Origin of the sequence: Ramlibacter sp. WS9 (assembly GCF_003797765.1) — a bacterium.
Taxonomy (GTDB): domain Bacteria; phylum Pseudomonadota; class Gammaproteobacteria; order Burkholderiales; family Burkholderiaceae_C; genus Ramlibacter.
Window position 1 is genome coordinate 136,844 of record NZ_RKMB01000011.1, and the last position, 16,650, is coordinate 153,493.

General features: G+C 66.3%; 15 protein-coding genes and 1 pseudogene. 7 read left to right on the top strand and 9 right to left on the bottom strand.

Features of this window, described 5'->3' with window-relative positions; translation table 11 throughout:
• The first annotated feature begins 2 nt into the window (after positions 1-2).
• From EEB15_RS17710 to EEB15_RS17720, 3 genes are read left to right on the top strand one after another with little or no spacing between them, the layout of a single operon-like run.
• A complete protein-coding gene (locus tag EEB15_RS17710; protein WP_141511196.1) occupies positions 3-1,487 on the top strand; it encodes an NAD-dependent succinate-semialdehyde dehydrogenase in 1,485 nt (494 codons plus the stop codon).
• On the top strand, positions 1,484-2,284 hold the full coding sequence (hpaI, locus tag EEB15_RS17715; RefSeq protein WP_141511197.1) for a 4-hydroxy-2-oxoheptanedioate aldolase: 801 nt from the start codon (positions 1,484-1,486) through the stop codon (positions 2,282-2,284). Before EEB15_RS17710 ends, hpaI begins: the two co-directional genes overlap by 4 nt.
• Positions 2,285-2,293: 9 nt before the next feature.
• Positions 2,294-3,751 (top strand): FAD-binding oxidoreductase, encoded by a 1,458-nt coding sequence (locus EEB15_RS17720; protein ID WP_141511198.1) that lies wholly within the window; start codon positions 2,294-2,296, stop codon positions 3,749-3,751.
• A gap of 240 nt (positions 3,752-3,991) precedes the next feature.
• On the opposite strand, the gene EEB15_RS34265 is transcribed toward EEB15_RS17720, so the two are convergent.
• Genes EEB15_RS34265 through EEB15_RS17740 form a run of 3 tightly spaced genes read right to left on the bottom strand, consistent with a single transcriptional unit; the run spans position 3,992 to position 6,418 of the window.
• Positions 3,992-4,228, bottom strand: a complete 237-nt coding sequence (locus EEB15_RS34265) for a tannase/feruloyl esterase family alpha/beta hydrolase (RefSeq protein WP_370283680.1) — start codon at positions 4,226-4,228, stop codon at positions 3,992-3,994.
• On the bottom strand, positions 4,225-5,412 hold the full coding sequence (locus EEB15_RS17735) for a thiolase family protein (protein ID WP_141511199.1): 1,188 nt from the start codon (positions 5,410-5,412) through the stop codon (positions 4,225-4,227). Before EEB15_RS17735 ends, EEB15_RS34265 begins: the two co-directional genes overlap by 4 nt.
• Positions 5,413-5,425: 13 nt before the next feature.
• Positions 5,426-6,418 (bottom strand): Bug family tripartite tricarboxylate transporter substrate binding protein, encoded by a 993-nt coding sequence (locus EEB15_RS17740; RefSeq protein WP_141511200.1) that lies wholly within the window; start codon positions 6,416-6,418, stop codon positions 5,426-5,428.
• 192 nt (positions 6,419-6,610) lie between these two features.
• Between EEB15_RS17740 and EEB15_RS17745 the strand changes: the two genes are divergently transcribed.
• Positions 6,611-7,255, top strand: coding sequence for a TetR/AcrR family transcriptional regulator (locus EEB15_RS17745; RefSeq protein ID WP_141511201.1), 645 nt, complete (start codon positions 6,611-6,613; stop codon positions 7,253-7,255).
• Positions 7,256-7,289: 34 nt separating this feature from the next.
• On the opposite strand, the gene EEB15_RS17750 is transcribed toward EEB15_RS17745, so the two are convergent.
• From EEB15_RS17750 to EEB15_RS17760, 3 genes are read right to left on the bottom strand one after another with little or no spacing between them, the layout of a single operon-like run.
• Positions 7,290-8,288, bottom strand: a complete 999-nt coding sequence (locus EEB15_RS17750; RefSeq protein ID WP_141511202.1) for an isopenicillin N synthase family oxygenase — start codon at positions 8,286-8,288, stop codon at positions 7,290-7,292.
• A gap of 45 nt (positions 8,289-8,333) precedes the next feature.
• Entirely contained in the window at positions 8,334-10,859 is a 2,526-nt protein-coding gene (locus EEB15_RS17755) for an ATP-binding protein (RefSeq protein WP_158290160.1), read from the bottom strand.
• Between the two features lie 31 nt (positions 10,860-10,890).
• Entirely contained in the window at positions 10,891-11,718 is an 828-nt protein-coding gene (locus EEB15_RS17760) for a glycosyl hydrolase family 18 protein (protein ID WP_141511204.1), read from the bottom strand.
• Between the two features lie 188 nt (positions 11,719-11,906).
• On the opposite strand from EEB15_RS17760, the pseudogene EEB15_RS34270 reads away from it, so the two are divergent.
• Together EEB15_RS34270 and EEB15_RS17765 are read left to right on the top strand one after the other, a co-directional pair.
• Positions 11,907-12,248 (top strand): annotated as a pseudogene (locus tag EEB15_RS34270) (SulP family inorganic anion transporter); the annotation flags it as partial.
• A gap of 61 nt (positions 12,249-12,309) precedes the next feature.
• Complete coding sequence (locus tag EEB15_RS17765; protein ID WP_233259530.1) at positions 12,310-13,968, top strand: cyclic nucleotide-binding domain-containing protein; 1,659 nt, start codon at positions 12,310-12,312, stop codon at positions 13,966-13,968.
• On the opposite strand, the gene EEB15_RS17770 is transcribed toward EEB15_RS17765, so the two are convergent.
• Positions 13,910-14,470, bottom strand: a complete 561-nt coding sequence (locus tag EEB15_RS17770) for an AAA family ATPase (protein WP_141511205.1) — start codon at positions 14,468-14,470, stop codon at positions 13,910-13,912. The genes EEB15_RS17765 and EEB15_RS17770 overlap by 59 nt on opposite strands.
• 24 nt (positions 14,471-14,494) lie before the next feature.
• Positions 14,495-15,328, bottom strand: a complete 834-nt coding sequence (locus EEB15_RS17775; protein ID WP_141511206.1) for a 5'-3' exonuclease H3TH domain-containing protein — start codon at positions 15,326-15,328, stop codon at positions 14,495-14,497.
• 50 nt (positions 15,329-15,378) lie between these two features.
• On the opposite strand from EEB15_RS17775, the gene EEB15_RS17780 reads away from it, so the two are divergent.
• Entirely contained in the window at positions 15,379-15,888 is a 510-nt protein-coding gene (locus EEB15_RS17780) for a hypothetical protein (protein ID WP_233259531.1), read from the top strand.
• A gap of 4 nt (positions 15,889-15,892) precedes the next feature.
• Here the strand turns inward: EEB15_RS17780 and EEB15_RS17785 are convergent, their stop codons facing one another.
• Complete coding sequence (locus tag EEB15_RS17785; RefSeq protein WP_141511208.1) at positions 15,893-16,483, bottom strand: YdeI family protein; 591 nt, start codon at positions 16,481-16,483, stop codon at positions 15,893-15,895.
• Positions 16,484-16,650: the final 167 nt, after the last annotated feature.

A 16,650-nucleotide genomic window follows, 5' to 3' on the forward strand; every position in this document is an offset into this window, starting at 1 on the left:
CCATGCTTGAAACTTTGACCCACCCCGACCTCCTGCGCACCCAGAACTTCATTGCCGGCCGCTGGCAGGCGGCCCAAGGCGACGCACTGCTGGACGTCATCGATCCGGCCACACTCGAGACCGTGGCGCGCGTAGCCGACAGCGGCGCCGCCGACGCCCAGGCCGCGGCAGACGCCGCGCACGAAGCCTTTGCCGCGTGGCGCGGACGCAGCGGGCGCGAGCGCGCGCAACTGCTCAAGCGCTGGCATGCGCTCATCCTCGAGCACCGGGAAGACCTTGCACGCATCATCTCTTGCGAACAAGGCAAGCCCCTGGCCGAAGCACGCGGCGAAGTGCTCTACGGCGCTTCGTACGTGGAGTGGTTCGCCGAGGAAGCCACGCGCACGCACGGCGACATCATTCCGGAGCCGGCGCGTGGCAAAAAGCTGATGGCGGTGAAGGAGCCGGTCGGCGTGGTCGCGGCGATCACACCCTGGAACTTCCCCCTGGCCATGATCGCCCGCAAGCTTGCGCCGGCTTTGGCTGCGGGCTGCACCGTGGTCGCCAAGCCCGCGGAGGACACGCCGCTCACAGCCGCCGCGCTGGTGAAACTGGCCGAGGACGCCGGTTTTCCCGCCGGGACAATCAATCTGGTGTGCGCATCGCGCGAGCGCACGCCCGAGGTGGTGGACACCTGGCTGGCCGATCCGCGAGTTCGCAAAATTACCTTCACCGGCTCCACGCCGGTAGGCAAACACTTGGCGCGCGAGTCCGCCGGCACGCTGAAGAAACTGTCGTTGGAGCTGGGCGGCAACGCGCCGTTCATCGTATTCGACGACGCCGACCTGGACGCAGCGGTCGAGGGGCTGATGGTGTCCAAGTTCCGCAATGGCGGGCAGACCTGCGTCTGCCCGAACCGGGTTTTCGTCCAGGCCGCCGTGCACGACAGTTTCCTGGACAAATTGGCGACGCGCGTGGCCGCCTTGCAAGTGGGCCCGGCCAGCGCTGAAACGTCGCAGATCGGCCCGATGATCAACCAGCGTGCCGTCGACAAGATCGAGCGGCATGTGGGCGACGCGCTGGAGCGCGGCGCCCACGTCGTAGTCGGCGGCCGCCGCGTGCCTGCTGCCGAGACAGGCACGCCGGGTCACTACTACGCGCCCACGGTTCTGGCGGGCGCCGACGCGACGATGGCTCTGGCACAGGAGGAAACGTTCGGTCCGGTCGTGCCGGTGTTCCGCTTCGAGACCGAAGACGAGGCAGTCGCCTTGGCCAATGACACACCGTTCGGACTGGCCGCATATTTCTACACACGCGACGCAGCGCGTATCTGGCGCGTCGCCGACCGCCTGGAAACCGGCATCGTCGGCATCAACGAAGGTGCACTTGCCGCGGAGGCCGCGCCTTTTGGCGGCGTCAAGGAATCCGGCTATGGCCGCGAAGGCTCGCGCCATGGCCTGGAGGACTACATGCACGTCAAATACCTGTGCCAGGGAGGCCTGCGATGAGCGGTGGCAATACGTTCAAGGCCGCATTGGCGTCGCGCCGTCCGCAGATCGGGCTGTGGCTGTCGATGGCCGACCCTTACCTGGCCGAGGTCAGCGCGACGGCCGGTTTCGACTGGCTGCTGATCGACGGCGAACACGCGCCCAATGACCTGCGCACAACCCTCGGCGCATTGCAGGCCGTCGCGCCGCACCGCGCGCACCCCGTGCTGCGCCTGATCGCCGGCGAAGTACATCTCATCAAGCAGATGCTGGACATCGGCGCGCAGACCTTGCTGGTGCCGATGGTGGACACGCCCGAGCAGGCTCGCGTGCTGGTGCAGGCCACGCGCTATCCGCCTCAGGGAATCCGCGGCGTGGGCAGCGCGGTAGGCCGCGCGTCGCGCTGGAGCGCCCGCGCCGACTACCTCGACGTCGCCGACGACGAAGTCTGCCTGCTGGTGCAGGCCGAAACCGTGACCGCCTTGGGCAACCTTGAGGCGATCTGCGCCGTGGATGGCGTCGATGGTGTGTTTATTGGCCCGGCCGATCTCGCCGCCTCGATGGGCCATCGCGGGAAGCCAGGCCATCCGGACGTGCAAGCCGCAATTGAGCGCGCGATGGCGACAATCGTGGCTTCTGGCAAGGCGGCCGGCACTCTGACCTCTGACCCAAAGCTTGCGCGCCGCTACCTCGAACTGGGCTGCACCTTCGTGGCCACGGGCGTGGACGTGCTGCTGTTTGCCAATGCCGCGCGCAAGCTGGCGGCCGACTTCGACCGGGGGGCCGGCGCGCCGGTCGGACGCTCCGCTGCCTACTGATTGCACGACATGCACACACTATCCCCCGACCGTGTCGTAGTCGCACTCGCCGACATCGTGGGCTCACGCGCATGCCTGGCTAGCGGCCCCGACACCGCTGCCTTCACCACCGATTATCGCGGCATCCACCACGGCAAGGCCGCCGCCGTGGTGTTGCCTGCCAACACGAGGGAGCTCAGCCGCGTCATGGCCTGGTGCCACGCGCATGATGTACCAGTCGTGCCGCAGGGCGGCAACACGTCGCTCATGGGCGGTGCCGTGCCGGATGCCAGCGGCCAGGCCGTGGTGGTGAATCTCCGGCGCATGAACCAGGTGCTGGAAGTCGATGCGACGAACGACACCATGACGGTTCAGGCCGGCGTCACGCTTAGCGCTGCGCGTTCCGCGGCCGAAGCGGCAGGCCGGCTCTTTCCGCTGCGCATCGGCTCCGAGGGTTCCTGCCAGATCGGCGGCAATCTCTCCACCAACGCGGGTGGCACGGCCGTGCTGCGTTACGGCAACATGCGCGACCTTGTTCTCGGCTTGGAAGCGGTACTGCCCGATGGCCGCATCTACTCGGGTCTGCGCGGCCTGCGCAAAGACAACACCGGCTACGACCTCAAGCAATTGTTCGTTGGCTCTGAAGGCACACTGGGCATCATCACCGCCGCCGTGCTGAAGTTGATGCCGCTCCCCCGCTCGTCCGCTGTCGCCTTTGTAGCGGTAGCCAGCCCGGCAGCCGCCGTGGCGCTGCTGGGCGAGGCAAAAAAGATGGCCGGCCAGTCGCTCACCGCGTTCGAGTTGGTCTCGCGCCCGGCGCTGGAGCTCGTGCTCGCGTACCTGGGTGACGCCAGCTCGCCGCTTGAGGACTCGCATGAGTGGATGGTGCTGATCGAGCTGACGTCAGGCGTTGACGCCGAGGCACTCGATCAGACCCTGATGCAGGTGCTGGAAGCAGGCCTGGAGGCGGGTCTGGTGCTCGACGCCGCCGTGGCCGCGAGCGGCGCTGACGCGCAGGCATTCTGGCGCATCCGAGAAGAGATCTCGGACGCGCAAACCCGCACCGGTGGCAGTATCAAGTGCGACGTGTCTGTCCCGCTGTCGCGCATCGCGCCCTTCATCGAGCACGCCACGGCTGCCGTGCTGGCGCTCCAGCCTCGCGCGCGAATGGTCATCTACGGGCACATGGGAGACGGCAACGTGCACTTCAACCCGCTGCGGCCAGCCGACTGTACCGCGCCGGCTTTTCTGTCGGCCTGCTACGAGCCGGTGTCGCATGCGGTGGACTCGCTAGCTCACGCCGCCGGCGGTTCAATCTCGGCGGAGCACGGAATCGGAGTGGCCAAGCGCGATGACCTGACGCTCTATAAGTCGCCGGTGGAGCTGGCACTGATGTGGCAGATCAAAAGGGCTTTGGATCCCAAGAATCTGCTCAACCCCGCGAAGCTTCTGCTCGATGCTCCCAGCGTCGATGCTTTCGACTCTTGATCGACGGGTCGACGAGGGACCTTGAAGCGGCCTTCGGAGCCACGAAACGCGCTCCTAAGCATGCTATCTCGTTGATGTGACCGCTTGCGTTGATTATTCGCCTAGGTACGCCGCGCGCACTTTCGGGTCGCTGAGCATCTGCTTGGCGTCGCCAGACATCGGCGACGGCGGACTGTTGCGATCAATGTGACACCTGCCGCAGAAGCCACGCCGCATGGCCGGCCAAGCGATGTTTGGGCGTCATCGCTCGACAGTGTTGAGGCGCTGCACACGGCGCTTCTCGCCTCTCTCACGCCGGGCTTGGCGTACGTCGGTCGCCCCGGCCTTGAGAAGCGCCTTCTTGGGATGCGGACACAGCGGCCTGCTGCGCGAGGCGGACCAGTTGGCGGGTTGGTCCAGGTTGTCAGGCGCGATCCCCTTCTCAACCCAGTTGACTACCGCGCTCAGCGCGAGTTGATCTGCGACCAAAGGGTTCACTCCACCGAGATGACCACGGCGGCACCCATGTCGCCTGCGGCACAGCCGGTGAACAGGCCTACGCCACCGCCGGCGAGCGTCAGCGAGTGCGCCAATTCAGCGATGGCGCGCATTCCGGTGGGCGCTTGGGGGTGCCCGTAGATCAGGCTGCAGCCGAGCGGGTTCATGCGTTCCAGCGGGAAACCAGTCTCGCGGTGCAGCCAGAGATCGTTGACCGCAAAAGGGTTGTGCGTGGTGATGGTCTTGATCTGGTCGATCGACTTGTCGGCCAGCGCCAGGGCACGAGTCGCCGCGATCGCCGGTGCCTTGGGCATGCGGCCCTTCTCGGCGCGGGCAAAGGCGGCGGACAGCAGCCGGACCACGGGTTGTCCGCCGGCCAAGCCGCGAGCCGTGTCGCGATCGGTCACCACGGCGCCTGCCGAACCGTCGGCGGGATGGGTCTGCGTTCCCGGCGTGACCACAGCGTCCGGCTTCGACGGTTTCAGCTTCGCCAAGCCTTCCGCGCTGTATTCGCTGATGCCTTCGTCAGCGTCGAGAACGACGCGCGACTTCCGGCTCTCGATCACGATCGGGCGGAAGTAGCGCCGCTGCAGTGCGCGGTCTTCCCGCAGCGCATCACAGTATTGGTGGAAGCGCAGCAAAGTCAGTTCGTCGCATTGCTGCCGGGTGAAACCGCCGTCGGCCGCAGTGCATTCAGCCGTGTACAGCATCGATTCGGACGTCCAGGGATCGGCGGCGAACGACTCCAGCACCCAGTGCTCCGCCACCGGGCTGCCGCCCATGGAAGCGCTGCGCGGGTAGACCATCAGCGGTCCGTTGCTGGTGCGATCCGAGGTGACTACCAACTGGGTACGGCCGCCGCCCAGCGCCGATGACGCGGCGGCGCTGGCAAGGCACGCCACCGCGGTGGCGCAGGCCTGCGCGATCATGGGTCCGCCGACGCTGGTCATGCCAAGCGTCGCGGCGATCAGCGGCGGCGCGTAGAAACTGCGCTGCTGTGGGATGGTGCCGCCGAAGACGAGTTGGTCCGCTTCGGCCACGTCGAAGTCGGCGTGGGCCAGCGCGTCGCGCGTGACCTGCACGGCCATGTCGATGGCGGAGATGTCGGCGGCCGAGCCTTGCCATCGAATGAACGGAGAGGACCAAAGAAGTGGCAGCGGGATATAGGCGTTGTCGAAGCGCATGGGAATATGACTCTCAGGAATCGGCGGTGAAGCCGACGCGCTTGACCAGGGGTCCCCAGCGGCGCAGTTCCGCCTCTTGCGACTTCGCCATCTCCTCCGGAGTTGACGCATGAGCAATCAGGCCGACCACCGCCAGGCTGTCGATGACGGCGCGGTCGTTCACCGCTGCATTGATCGCGGCGTTGGCTGCAGATACGACGGCCGCCGGAGTTCGTGCCGGCGCATAGAAGCCGAACCATTCCTCGGTGGTGAGTTCCGGAAAGCCCTGTTCAGCGAAAGTGGAAACCTCCGGCGAAAACGGTGAGCGTTGGCGGCCCGAAGTGGCCAACAGGCGCAGCTTGCCCGCCTTGTGATTGGCAAGGAAGTCGCCGCTGGGTGTGGACATGGAAGCGATCTGTCCACCGACCACGTCGGTAACCCCAGGCACCGAGCCGCGATACGGGATGTGCTTCATGTCGACGCCGTTCAAGAGTCCCAGCAGCGCGCCGATGAAGTGCGGCGTGGAACCGGCCGCCGGCGAGCCGTAGCTGGCGTCCTTCGGGTTGGCCTTGGCCCAGGCAAGAAAATCGCGCAGCGTTTTCACGCTCGCCGGCACCAGCGGCCCGACGGCGAAGCCGTGGTGCATCACGGCGCCGATGGACACGGGCACGAAGTCCTTCTGCGCGTCGTAACTGAGCTTGCCGTACACGTGCGGGTAGATGGACGTGCAGGAAAACGGCGACAGCGCCAGCACGCTGCCGTCGCTCGGCGCCGCCTTCAGCACCTCCAGCGCGATGCGGCCGCCGGCGCCCGGCCGGTTCTCCACGACTGCCGGATTGCGCGTGTATGCCGACCCAGCCAGTTTTTCGCCCACACGCCGCGCGACGCTGTCGCCCGCGCTGCCCGGCGGGAAGCCGTAGTAAATCTTCACCTGGTCGATCGCCTGCGCGCGCGCGGCGAGCGGCGCGAGTGCCGCAAGGGCGGCACCGCTGCCCAATGTCTGGATGAAATGGCGACGAGTGGTCATGGGATCTGTGAAGAAGAAGGTTGAAGTTGAGGGCAGTGGCACTGCCAGCGGATATTCCATACACATACACAGGTGTATGGACGAATCATAGGAGTGAGCCAAAGAACTGTGCTCGGGGTTTACCCCAGCACTGCGCGCGAGGGGCCGCAAGCGCGCGCCAGCCGCAGGAGGGGCGACTATCATTGCGCGACGATGCTCACCAAGACGCCACTCACCGCACGTCCGCGCAAGGCTGCGACTGCCCTCGAACGCGCTGTTCGATCAGCCCGCGCACCGAAGAGCGAGCGGGTGCAGTTGACTCCCGAAGACTGGATCCGCGCGGCCACCGACGTGTTGGTCCACAAGAGCGTCGATGCGGTCCGCGTCGACGTTCTGGCCAAGCAGTTGGAGGTGACCCGCGGCAGCTTCTACTGGCACTTCGCCGACCGCGATGACCTGCTGCAGCGCGTGCTGGTTAGCTGGCGAGAAGCGCAGACCGAACAGATCATTGCCCGCTACCGGAAGGAAGGCGTCGAGGCCGAGGCCCTGATTCGCGAGTTGGTGGAACTGCCATTTCATGGCCGCTCCGCGATGAAAGGCTCCTCGGTGGAGCTCGCCATTCGCGCCTGGGCCCGGCGCGACGACATTGCGCGCAAGATCGTCGATGAAGTTGATTCCAAGCGTCTGGCCTACCTCGAGGAGTGCTTCCTCGCCCTCGGCTTCAAGGCCTCGGATGCGCGCGCCCGTGCTTTCCTGCTGTATTGCTACATGCAGTCGGAGTCACTGTTCCGCAACCAGGGCACCGCCACTGACAAGGCCGAGCGCCAACAGTTCGTCGCCACTTCCTTGCTCAAATAAGCACCTGGGCTGGCCGAAGGCGCGCCTTCGCGGTTCAGCTCGCCACGGCTTTCTTGAGATCCGGGAACACCTTGCCGATCTTGGCGGTGACGTAGTCGCCGTACGTGCCTTCGAACGCCTGCAGGTTGGCGCCGTCCCAGCGGCGGCCGCTGTCGTCCTGGCCGGGGCCGCTGCCGGGCACGGGCTGCACACGCGTGTCGAAATCCGGATCGAAGAAGAGCGGAATCGAAAGGCGGTCGCGACCGCTGGTGTTGATCGCGACCCGATGCGGCACCGAACGCAGCCGCCCGCCCGTCATGCGGTCGAGCATGTCGCCCACGTTGCATACGAAAGTGCCGGGCACCGGCGGGGCGTCGATCCAGCCCTTGTCCGTTCGCAGTTGCAGGCCGCCCACGTCGTCCTGCCAGAGCATGGTGAGCAAGCCATAGTCGGTGTGCTCGCCCACGCCCCACTGCGTGGCGGAGCCCGCGGGCACGGGCAGCGACGGGTAGTTGAAGAGACGCAGGAGCAGCAGCGGATCGGCCGTGCCGTGTTCCGCGAAGTAGTCCGGTGGCAGGCCGAGGCCCAGGGCAATGCCGCGCATGAGTGCATGGCCGAGCTGCGCAAGCGCATCGATGTACGCGAGCACGACGGGGCGGAAGCCGTCCAGCGTGGGCCACAAGTTGGCGCCGTGAAGGATGACGCCCTCGCGCACCCGCGGATGGTCGGGGCCCAGTTCGCTACCGAGGTAGAGCCCTTCTTTCCAGTCGGGCCGCCCCGACGTGAGCTCGCCCGCCAAGGGAAAGTAACCACGCCATGCGGTGCCGCCCGCGGACATGGGGATCGCCTGCTTCTGTTCGACATCCTGCGCGAAGAACTCACGCGCAAGGCCCACCAGCCTGTTGACGAGCACCGCGTCCACGCCGTGATTGGCCGCGTAGAAGAATCCGTACTTTCGCGCAGCCGCGTCGAGCTGCCCGGCGACCGCCTGCTGCTGCTCAGGGGCGCCGCGCGACACAAGCGCGCCCACGTCGATGATGGGAAGTCGGTCCATGTCTCAGTGTAGCGGTGCAAGCCGCTGAGCCTTGCGGTCGACCGTTCAGGGACGTGCAGGAGTCGAAGTTCGCGATTGAGCAACGTCCAGGAGCCTGATGAGTGTTGCGCTGTCGACCGGCTTGGCCACATGATGATCGAAGCCCGCAGCCAGCGCGGCTTCGCGGTCTTGTTCTTGCCCGTAGCCGGTGACCGCGATCAAGACGGTCTGCGCCGTTTCCGGCTGCGACCGCAGGCGCCGAGCCAGCTCGTTGCCATCCATCCCAGGCAAGCCGATATCGAGCAGACACACATCCGGCTTCTCGACGCGCGCCCGGTCCAGCGCCCGTTGCGGGTCGTGTTCGACGAACACACGATGCCCCCACGTTCCGAGCAACATCGCAAGCATTTTCGCCGCGTCGACGTTGTCGTCGACCACCATCAGATTCAATGCGCTGCCCGGCGCATCGACATTTCCGGCATGTGCTTGGGCACTCGACCAGGGCACTTCTTCGGTCAAATGAGGCAGGCACACCTCGAACCTGCTTCCCTGGCCCACACCGGCGCTGTGGACCGCGATGCTTCCACCATGAAGCGCCACCAGGCTTTTGACCAGCGCCAGCCCGATCCCCAACCCGCCCTGCGACCGGTCGGGCGACCGCGCTGCTTGCGCGAAAAGCTCGAACGCCCGATCCTGCAGTTCCGGCGCCATCCCGACGCCGTTGTCTGACACCGCGATTTTTATCTGGCCCGCCTCGGCTTCCATGCTGAGCGCAATGTCGCCGCCTGGCGGGGTGTACTTCGCGGCATTGTTCAACAGATTGGCGACGACTTGCACCAGGCGCTTGACGTCGCCCAGGACGAAAGTCGATTCCGGTGGTGTATGGACCGCCAGCCGGTGCCGGCGGGCTTCGATCAAGGGCCGCACCTGTTCGACGGCTTCAAACAGGATTCGCTTTGCATCCAGCCTGGCTTTGTCCAGCTGCACCAACCCTCGGGTGACACGGGAGACGTCGAGCAGGTCGTCGACCAGCCCGGTCATGTGCTTGACCTGGCGGCGGATGACGTTGCTGGTTTGCCCGATTTGTGTGTCGTCGAGCCGGCCCATGCCCAGCAGGTCCGCGGCGGCCGCGATCGGCGCCAGGGGATTGCGCAGCTCATGGGCGAGCATCGCAAGAAACTCGTCTTTCCGGCGATCCGCCTGCAGCAACGCCTCTTCCGACTTGATCCGGTCGCTGATGTCCATCTGCGCCACGACCGCGCCCACGATGCCGCCCTGGCCGTCCTTGATGGGCGCGCCGGTCATCAGGACCGTGCGCCGGACGGGCGGAACATCGAACGATTCGATGGTCACGATGTCACGCGGATTCTCTTCCCCCGAAAGGATGCGGGCCGTGGTCCATTCCCGGGCTCCGAGGGGCCGGCCGTGCCTTTCCGAATGGTCGGCCCACCAGCCTTTCCATTGCCTGAATTGGTCGACGTTCCACGGGTCCGGATGCGCACCCCACAAGCGCCTGTGTGCGGCGTTGGAAAGCAGGATCGCGCCGTTCGCTTCACTCACCACGATACCCACGGGCGCCGCCTGCAACACCGCATCCAGGCGTTGGCGCTCCGCCTCGGCCCGGCGGGCGGCCTCCGTCGCCGCATGCTCGCTGCGGCGCAGCGTCTCACTCAGGCGCTTTCGCTCGGTGATGTCCTTGAACAGCACGGCCACCCTTGGACCGTCTTCCTCCTGCATCCGAAACGCAAACACATCGAACCAGCGGTTCAGCGCCTTGGCTTCGTTCTCGAAGCGGATCGACTCGCCGGTCTCGGCGACGCGCCCGTAGATCTCGAACCAGTGCGCCTCGTGCGCGGGCGCCAGTTCCCGCATCGTTTTCCCCTTTGCATCCACAAGGCCGGTCTGCTGTTCAAAACTCGGGTTGACTTCGCAGAATCGGTAGTCTTGCGGTCGGCGCCTTTCATCGAACAACACCTCGATGATGCAAAAGCCTTCGTCGATGGAGGAGAACAGCGAGCGGTAGCGTTCTTCGCTAGCCCGGAGTGCGGCTTCGGCCAGTATTCGAAGCTTTTCTTCGATCGTCACGTCCTCCGCACGGTGAATGATGTGGGTCACCCTCCCCGTCGCATCGAGAACCGGTGTGTTGAGCCTGTCGGCGGCTTTCGTCTCCAGTACGCGGACGAGCGATGCACGCAGATCGGCCATACCGTTCGCAGCGGGGCCTTCAGGGTTGTCCGGGAAGACGTCGAGCATGCTCCGGCCGATGATTTCTTCGCGGCGTGTTTGCGTGGCTCGCAGGTACGCTTGATTGACATCGACGATGGACAGATCGGTGCCCAGGATCAGGTAGGGTGCCGGCGCAGCGTCGAACACAGCATGGAAATTGAGCGCAGCGATCGGAAGGCTTGGCACTGGCGACTCCGGCAATGGTGGAGACAGCGTTCGACTGACTCCGCAATGAGGATCGCATAAATCGTGCGTGGCGGGGCAGCGCATGCACCATGAGGCCCAACAGTTGGCATGCTCTCCTACACCGCCTGCTGATCCGTTTTTGTAGCATGTCGAGCTACAAGCCAGCCGATCGGGAGGCACAGATGAGCAAAGACGCCATTGAACGGTCTCGTCATTTGCCGGTCGCTTCGAGTCGGGTGAAGCCCTGCACCGTGTCGTAGATTTTCTGCGCGCCGGTGAACGTCGGGTTGACGTCTTCCTCGGTCCCGTTCTCGCCATGGTCGTTGTCCAGCCGCCAGCTGAACATGCCGCGCAACTGCTTTTTCATCGCGTACTGCGTCCACGCGGCGGTGTCGGCCAGCGAGGTTTGCACACTGCCGTTCTCGGTGGCCACGCCGCCCATCAGGAGACCGGGCAAGACACCGGCGCTGATCCACGCCGGCACGTCGGCCGGTGTGCCGGCCGACGAGTAGTCCTGCAGCTCCAGTGCATCCACGTACTGGTTGAACGCCGTGACGGCGTCGCTGCCGTACAGGCTGACCGGCCCGTTGGCCGGCCAGGGCACCGAGACGGCAATGCCCAGGCCGGCGGCCTTGAAGCTCGGGCCGAGCTGGGTGACCAGGTTCGGCACGCTCGACATGGATTCGAATTGTTCCGAGTCGATGCTGATGCCGTTCAGGCCCTGTTGCTGCAGGTAGGCCACGATGTTGGCCGTCGACCGGTTCTTGTTCTGCTGGTTGTCCTGCACCGTGGCGACAAGGCCGGTGTCGCCCACGCCCGCATAGACCAGTGCGCCGGGCGCCTGGGCCTTGAGCTGCGCCAGCACCTGCGACGCGTACTGCCCGTTCATGTCCACGGTGTAGCCGTTGGCGCCCTGCTGGAAGATGCCGAAGGCCAGGTTGTAGCGGGTCGCGTAGTCGAGCGGCACCTTCTTTTGAACCAGGTTGGCGAGCCCCGTGCTGTTCCACGTGTCGTACCAGGTCGCGATTTCGAAAGCCATGTTCTACCCTCTGAGTTTGGTGCGCAAAATGTCGCGGCAAACCCAGAGGTTGTCATCCTCCAGTTGGAGGAGGCGGCTGGCGTCTTGTGACTGACACATGACATTCTTATGATGCTTTGATGTCAAGCACCGTCGGCGCCGCAGCCGAAACCACCCCTCTCGCGCGCGCGCCCGGCCTCCTGGCCGGAATGGCCGCGTCCTCGGTCACCATCCCCCACGCTCTTGCGCTGGGATTGCTGGCGTTCGCGCCTTTGGCCTCGGACTTTTCCCTGGCGGGCCTGGCGCTTTGGTCCGCGGCCTTGCCCGGCGCGCTGCTCACCGTGCTGGCGCCGCGCCGCGGTGTGATCTATGCGCCGACCACGGTCGTCGCCCTGCTGTACGCGGCCATCGTCGCCAGCGTGATGGGAGCCGCGCCCTCGCTGGCGCTGACGCCTTTGCAGGTGCTGGCGATTTCCGGGGCGACGGTGGCCTTGGCCTTCGCGTTCCAATGGCTTCTCGGCCTCTTTCGCCTGGCTTCGCTGGCCCGCTTCCTGCCGCTGTCCGTGATGCACGGCTTTGCCGCCGGCGTGGGCCTGTCGATGGTCATCTCAAGTGAGCCACGGGTTCGGCCTGGGCCAATGGGCGTGGGACTGGCGGCTGGCCTGGCATGCCTGCGCGGCATTGCTGGTCGTCGTGCTGGCCCGGCTGCTGCAGTTGCGCTGGAAGGCGGTGCCGGGCCTGTTTCCGGCCGTGGTGATCGTCGCACTGCTGATTGCGCTGTCCGGGTTTGGCAGCCACTTCGTGCCCGCGGCGAGCACGGCGGCGTTTGCCTGGCCGCCCCTGCCGGACTGGCAAGGCGTGCCCTGGGCCGGCATTGTGAGTTCGCAAGGTACGCGGCTGGTCTCGCTGGCCTTGCTGATGGCCCTGGTCAACAGCCTGGACATCCTGGTGTTCAACCAGGAGCTCGACCTGGAGCACGGGCTGCTGCATGACCCGAACGCCACGCTGCGCCGCGAAAGCCTGATCGGCGCCGCGTGCGCGTTGCTGGGAATGATCCCGGCATCGACCAGCGCGTCCCGCTCGCGCATCGCCCTCAGCCGGGCGGGGGCCGCGACCAACGTCAGCCCCATCCACGCCGCCATCATGCTGGCGGTCGCCGCCACAGGCCAATGGTGGCTGCACTGGGTGCCGATGGCGTGCTTCGCGGGCGCTCTCATCCTGGCCGGCATCACGCAGGTGCCGTCGGCGCTGTGGTCACGCCGTTACGCGGCCGACGCCCCTGCCGTCTGGACGCAGAGCTGGCTGGTGGCTCTCGTGTTCGCGACCGCCGGCGGCGCGGGCGCGCTGATCGCCGGGTTGGTGGTGGCCACCTTCGTTCTGATGCGCGCGTCCGCCAGCACCGCGCTGCGCCGCGCCCTGCTCGATGGGGAAGTGCGGTCGCGGCGGCTGCGGCGCGCCGCGTCCGAGGCGTGGCTGGCCCCGCACATGCGCCGTCTGGCGGTGGTCGAACTGCAAGGCGTGATGTCGTTCGGCGTGTCCGCGCACCTGGCCGAACAGGTCAAGCAGTCACTGCGGCCGGACCATGACCGCCTGATCCTGGACGCGAGCCGCGTGGCAGCCTGGGACACCACCGCCTGGGTGCGCATGGGCGCTTTGGCGCGCGATCTCGCGCAGCGCCGTGTCGAAACGGCGATGGCCGGCGCGCAGATGCCGCTCGCGGGCGCGAACGCCCCTGCGCTCAAGGTGTTCGCGGACCTCGATCGCGCACTCGAGTGGGCCGAAGAAGCCATGCTGGAAGAGCGCCGGCCCGAGGACCGCCCGGCCTATCCGGCCAACGACGTGCTCGGTGAAATCGGCGACGGATTGCCGCCGCACGCGCGTGCGGCCCTGGAGGCCCGCCTGGTGCAGCAGACGCTGGCGCCGCACGAGCAGGCATTCACGGCGGGGGCGGCCGAGGCCGACATCGTCGTCGTGCAGTCCGGCCGCGTCACGCTCTCCACCGCGTGGCCGCCCGCTTCGGGCATGCGCCTGGCCACGGTGGGCCAAGGCATGGCCTTCGGCGAAATGGCTTTCTTGACCCAGCAGCCGCGCACGGCCTGCGCCGGCGCCGAGAGCGACGAAGCGCAACTGGTGCGCCTGAGCCGCCCCGAGTTCGACGCCTGGGCTGCGGACCATCCGGCAGAGGCGCTGACGGTGATGGGGAACCTGGCGATCATCGGGACGCGGCGGCTGGGGGCGACGACGCGGCAGTTGAGGGCGGTGTTGGAATAGCCGCTATCGCCTTGATCACGAGATCGGCGCTCGCCTCGGTCGCAGAGTCCCCCTCGATGCGCAGCACCGGCGCGGACCGCTGCGCGAGCCACGCGGCGTGCTGCGCGTAACTTCTGCCCTGCGGGGGCCCCTCTTCATACCGCGATGCCCATCGCAGAAAGACGGGATCGGACTTGCCGAAGCGCTCCAGGTCGCGCCGCACCAGGCGCGCAAGCCGCACCGCCGTCGGGACGCGCAGGAACACGATCAGGTCGAAGGCGTCTTCCAGCCTGCTGCCCCAGTTCATCATGCTTCCCGAAACCACCGCATCGGGCGCTTCGAACAGGTCGAGCGTCAACATGCGTACGCGCGTTGCTTCAGTGCGCTTGCGCTGGTAGGGCGGCGAGCTGGGGAACCAGAAGTAGTCGTCGGTATCGAGATGCCTGCACCCCCATTGACGGGCAAGCGCCGAGCCGAGCGTTGTGGCGCCGGCACCAGCCGCACCTGTGACGAGAATCCGCATCTTCCTGGCAAGAAAAGTTGGGCCCTATTTTGCCTTGGACTGTGCGGCCTTCAGGCTGCGCTGCAGCAATTTCGGCGCGCCCATGCGCTCGGCCCACGCGGCAAAGGCGTTCGTGGGGCCTTGCCATCGCAACGCTTCGACATCGCGGAACAGCTTCGCGTCGGTCCGCAGGGTCGCCAGGTTCTTGAACAGCAGCGCCGCTTCGAATTGATCGCCCAAGACGTGGGCGGGAAAGCGCTCGATGGCGCCGTACTGATTCAGCAAGCGCGCCGCGCCGACGGCGCCGATGCCCTTGATGCCAGGGTAGCCGTCGGCCGCATCGCCCACCAGCGCGAGATAGTCGGGGATGAGCTGCGGATCGACGCCGAACTTTTCCCGCACATCCTTGGCGCCGCGGATCTTCTTGCTCTTTCGGTCGACCTGCAGCACGCGGTCTGCGCGCACGCACTGGGCCAGGTCCTTGTCGGGCGTCCAGATGCGCACGATCTCCACGCGCTTGTCTTCGTCCGCGAGCCGCGCGGCCGTGGCCAGCGCGTCGTCGGCCTCCAGCTCGGTCATCGGCCAGACGGCAACGCCCATCGCCGTCAGGCTTTCTTCCAGCGGATGGAACTGCGCGAGCAGCGCGGGCTCGATGCCATCGCCGGTCTTGTAGCCGGCCCACAAGCGATTGCGAAACGACTCGATGACGTGGTCCGTCGCCACGCCGACATGCGTCACGTCGTTCTCGATCATCTCCAGCACACCGTTCAGAACGCCCACCACGGCGCCGAACGGCCTGTCTTGGCCCTTGGTGAAGCGGCGCAGGCCGTAGAAGTGCCGGAACAGCTCGTAGGTGCCGTCGATGAGGTCGATGATCATGGGTCGCGGGATTGTCGCTCTGGCCGCCGGTTTGCGTGGAAACTATGCGCATGAGTCCACCGACTGAAATCCCGATCGCCAGCCTGCTCCCCCTCTCGCCGGGGCTTGTTGCCGTGACGGGCGACGAGCGCACGGGCAAGACCACCCTGCTGCGCCGGCTCGGCGCGGATCCTTCCGCACTCTGGCTCGACCTGTCGCTGCCGGGCCAGGATGATCAAACGCCCCAGCAAGTGTGGGACGCGTTGCGGCCGCGGTACCCCCTGTGGGACGAGCCACTTCAGCAAGCGCTCGTCGAAGCACTGGACCTGCAGTCCCATCTTGGCAAGAAGCTCTTCATGCTCTCGACCGGCGGGCGGCGAAAGGTCGCGGTGGTCGCCTTGCTCGCTGGCGGCGCCACGGTCACTTGCCTCGACCAGCCGTTCGCAGCGCTGGACGCGCCATCGGCCCGTGCCATCCGCGAGTTCCTGGCCGACGTGGCGGATCACGCCACCCGCACCTGGGTGGTCGCGGACTACGAAGCGGATGCGCGCCTGCCCTGGCGGCGCCACATCACGCTTTAAGCCCTCATTTCAAAGCCTGCGGATAGATCGCCTCGCCCTTCTTGAGCATCTCGACGAAGGTTGCGATCTTCTTCTTTCGCCCGGCCTCGGTCTTCATGTTGTGCAGCCGAAAGGCGAGCGCGAAGCGGTTCTGCGCATTGAGCTTCGCCAAGGTCTCCTTCGCTTTGGGCACGGCCTCCACGGCGGCCAGCAGGTCCGCGGGGATGGCCATGCCTTGGCCGCTTGCGTACGCGCGGTCCCAACGGCCGTCGGCCTGGGCCAACGCCACCTGCTTCAGCCCATGCTCCGTCATCCGCCCTTCTTCGACGAGGCGCGCGACGTTGGCCACGTTGATCTGGCTCCAGATGCTCTTCTTGCCGCGGGGCGTATAGCGCTGCAGATAGCTCTTGTCGTCGAGCCCTTTGCGGATGGCATCAATCCAGCCCCAGCAAAGCACCACGTCGATGGCTTCCTTCGGCGTGATGGACTTCAGCCCCGAGTCCACCTTATGGATCTTGATCCAGACCTCGGTCTCTTTGTCGTGGTGCTTGCCGAGCCACTTGTAGAAAGCCTGCGAGTCCTTGAACTCGTGCACCTTGTCGGGATCGACGACCACTACGCGGCCTTCGAACCCATCTTGCCCTGCAACACGGATGATTTTTCCTGCATGGTGCCGCCCTCGATTGATTGGTTTTTTGAATCCTCAGGATACGGCAATGCAGGGCGGCGTGGCGCCCTGCCGCACGCACCCGCAGCGATGCCGGGCCGAGGAAAAAGCGCCTT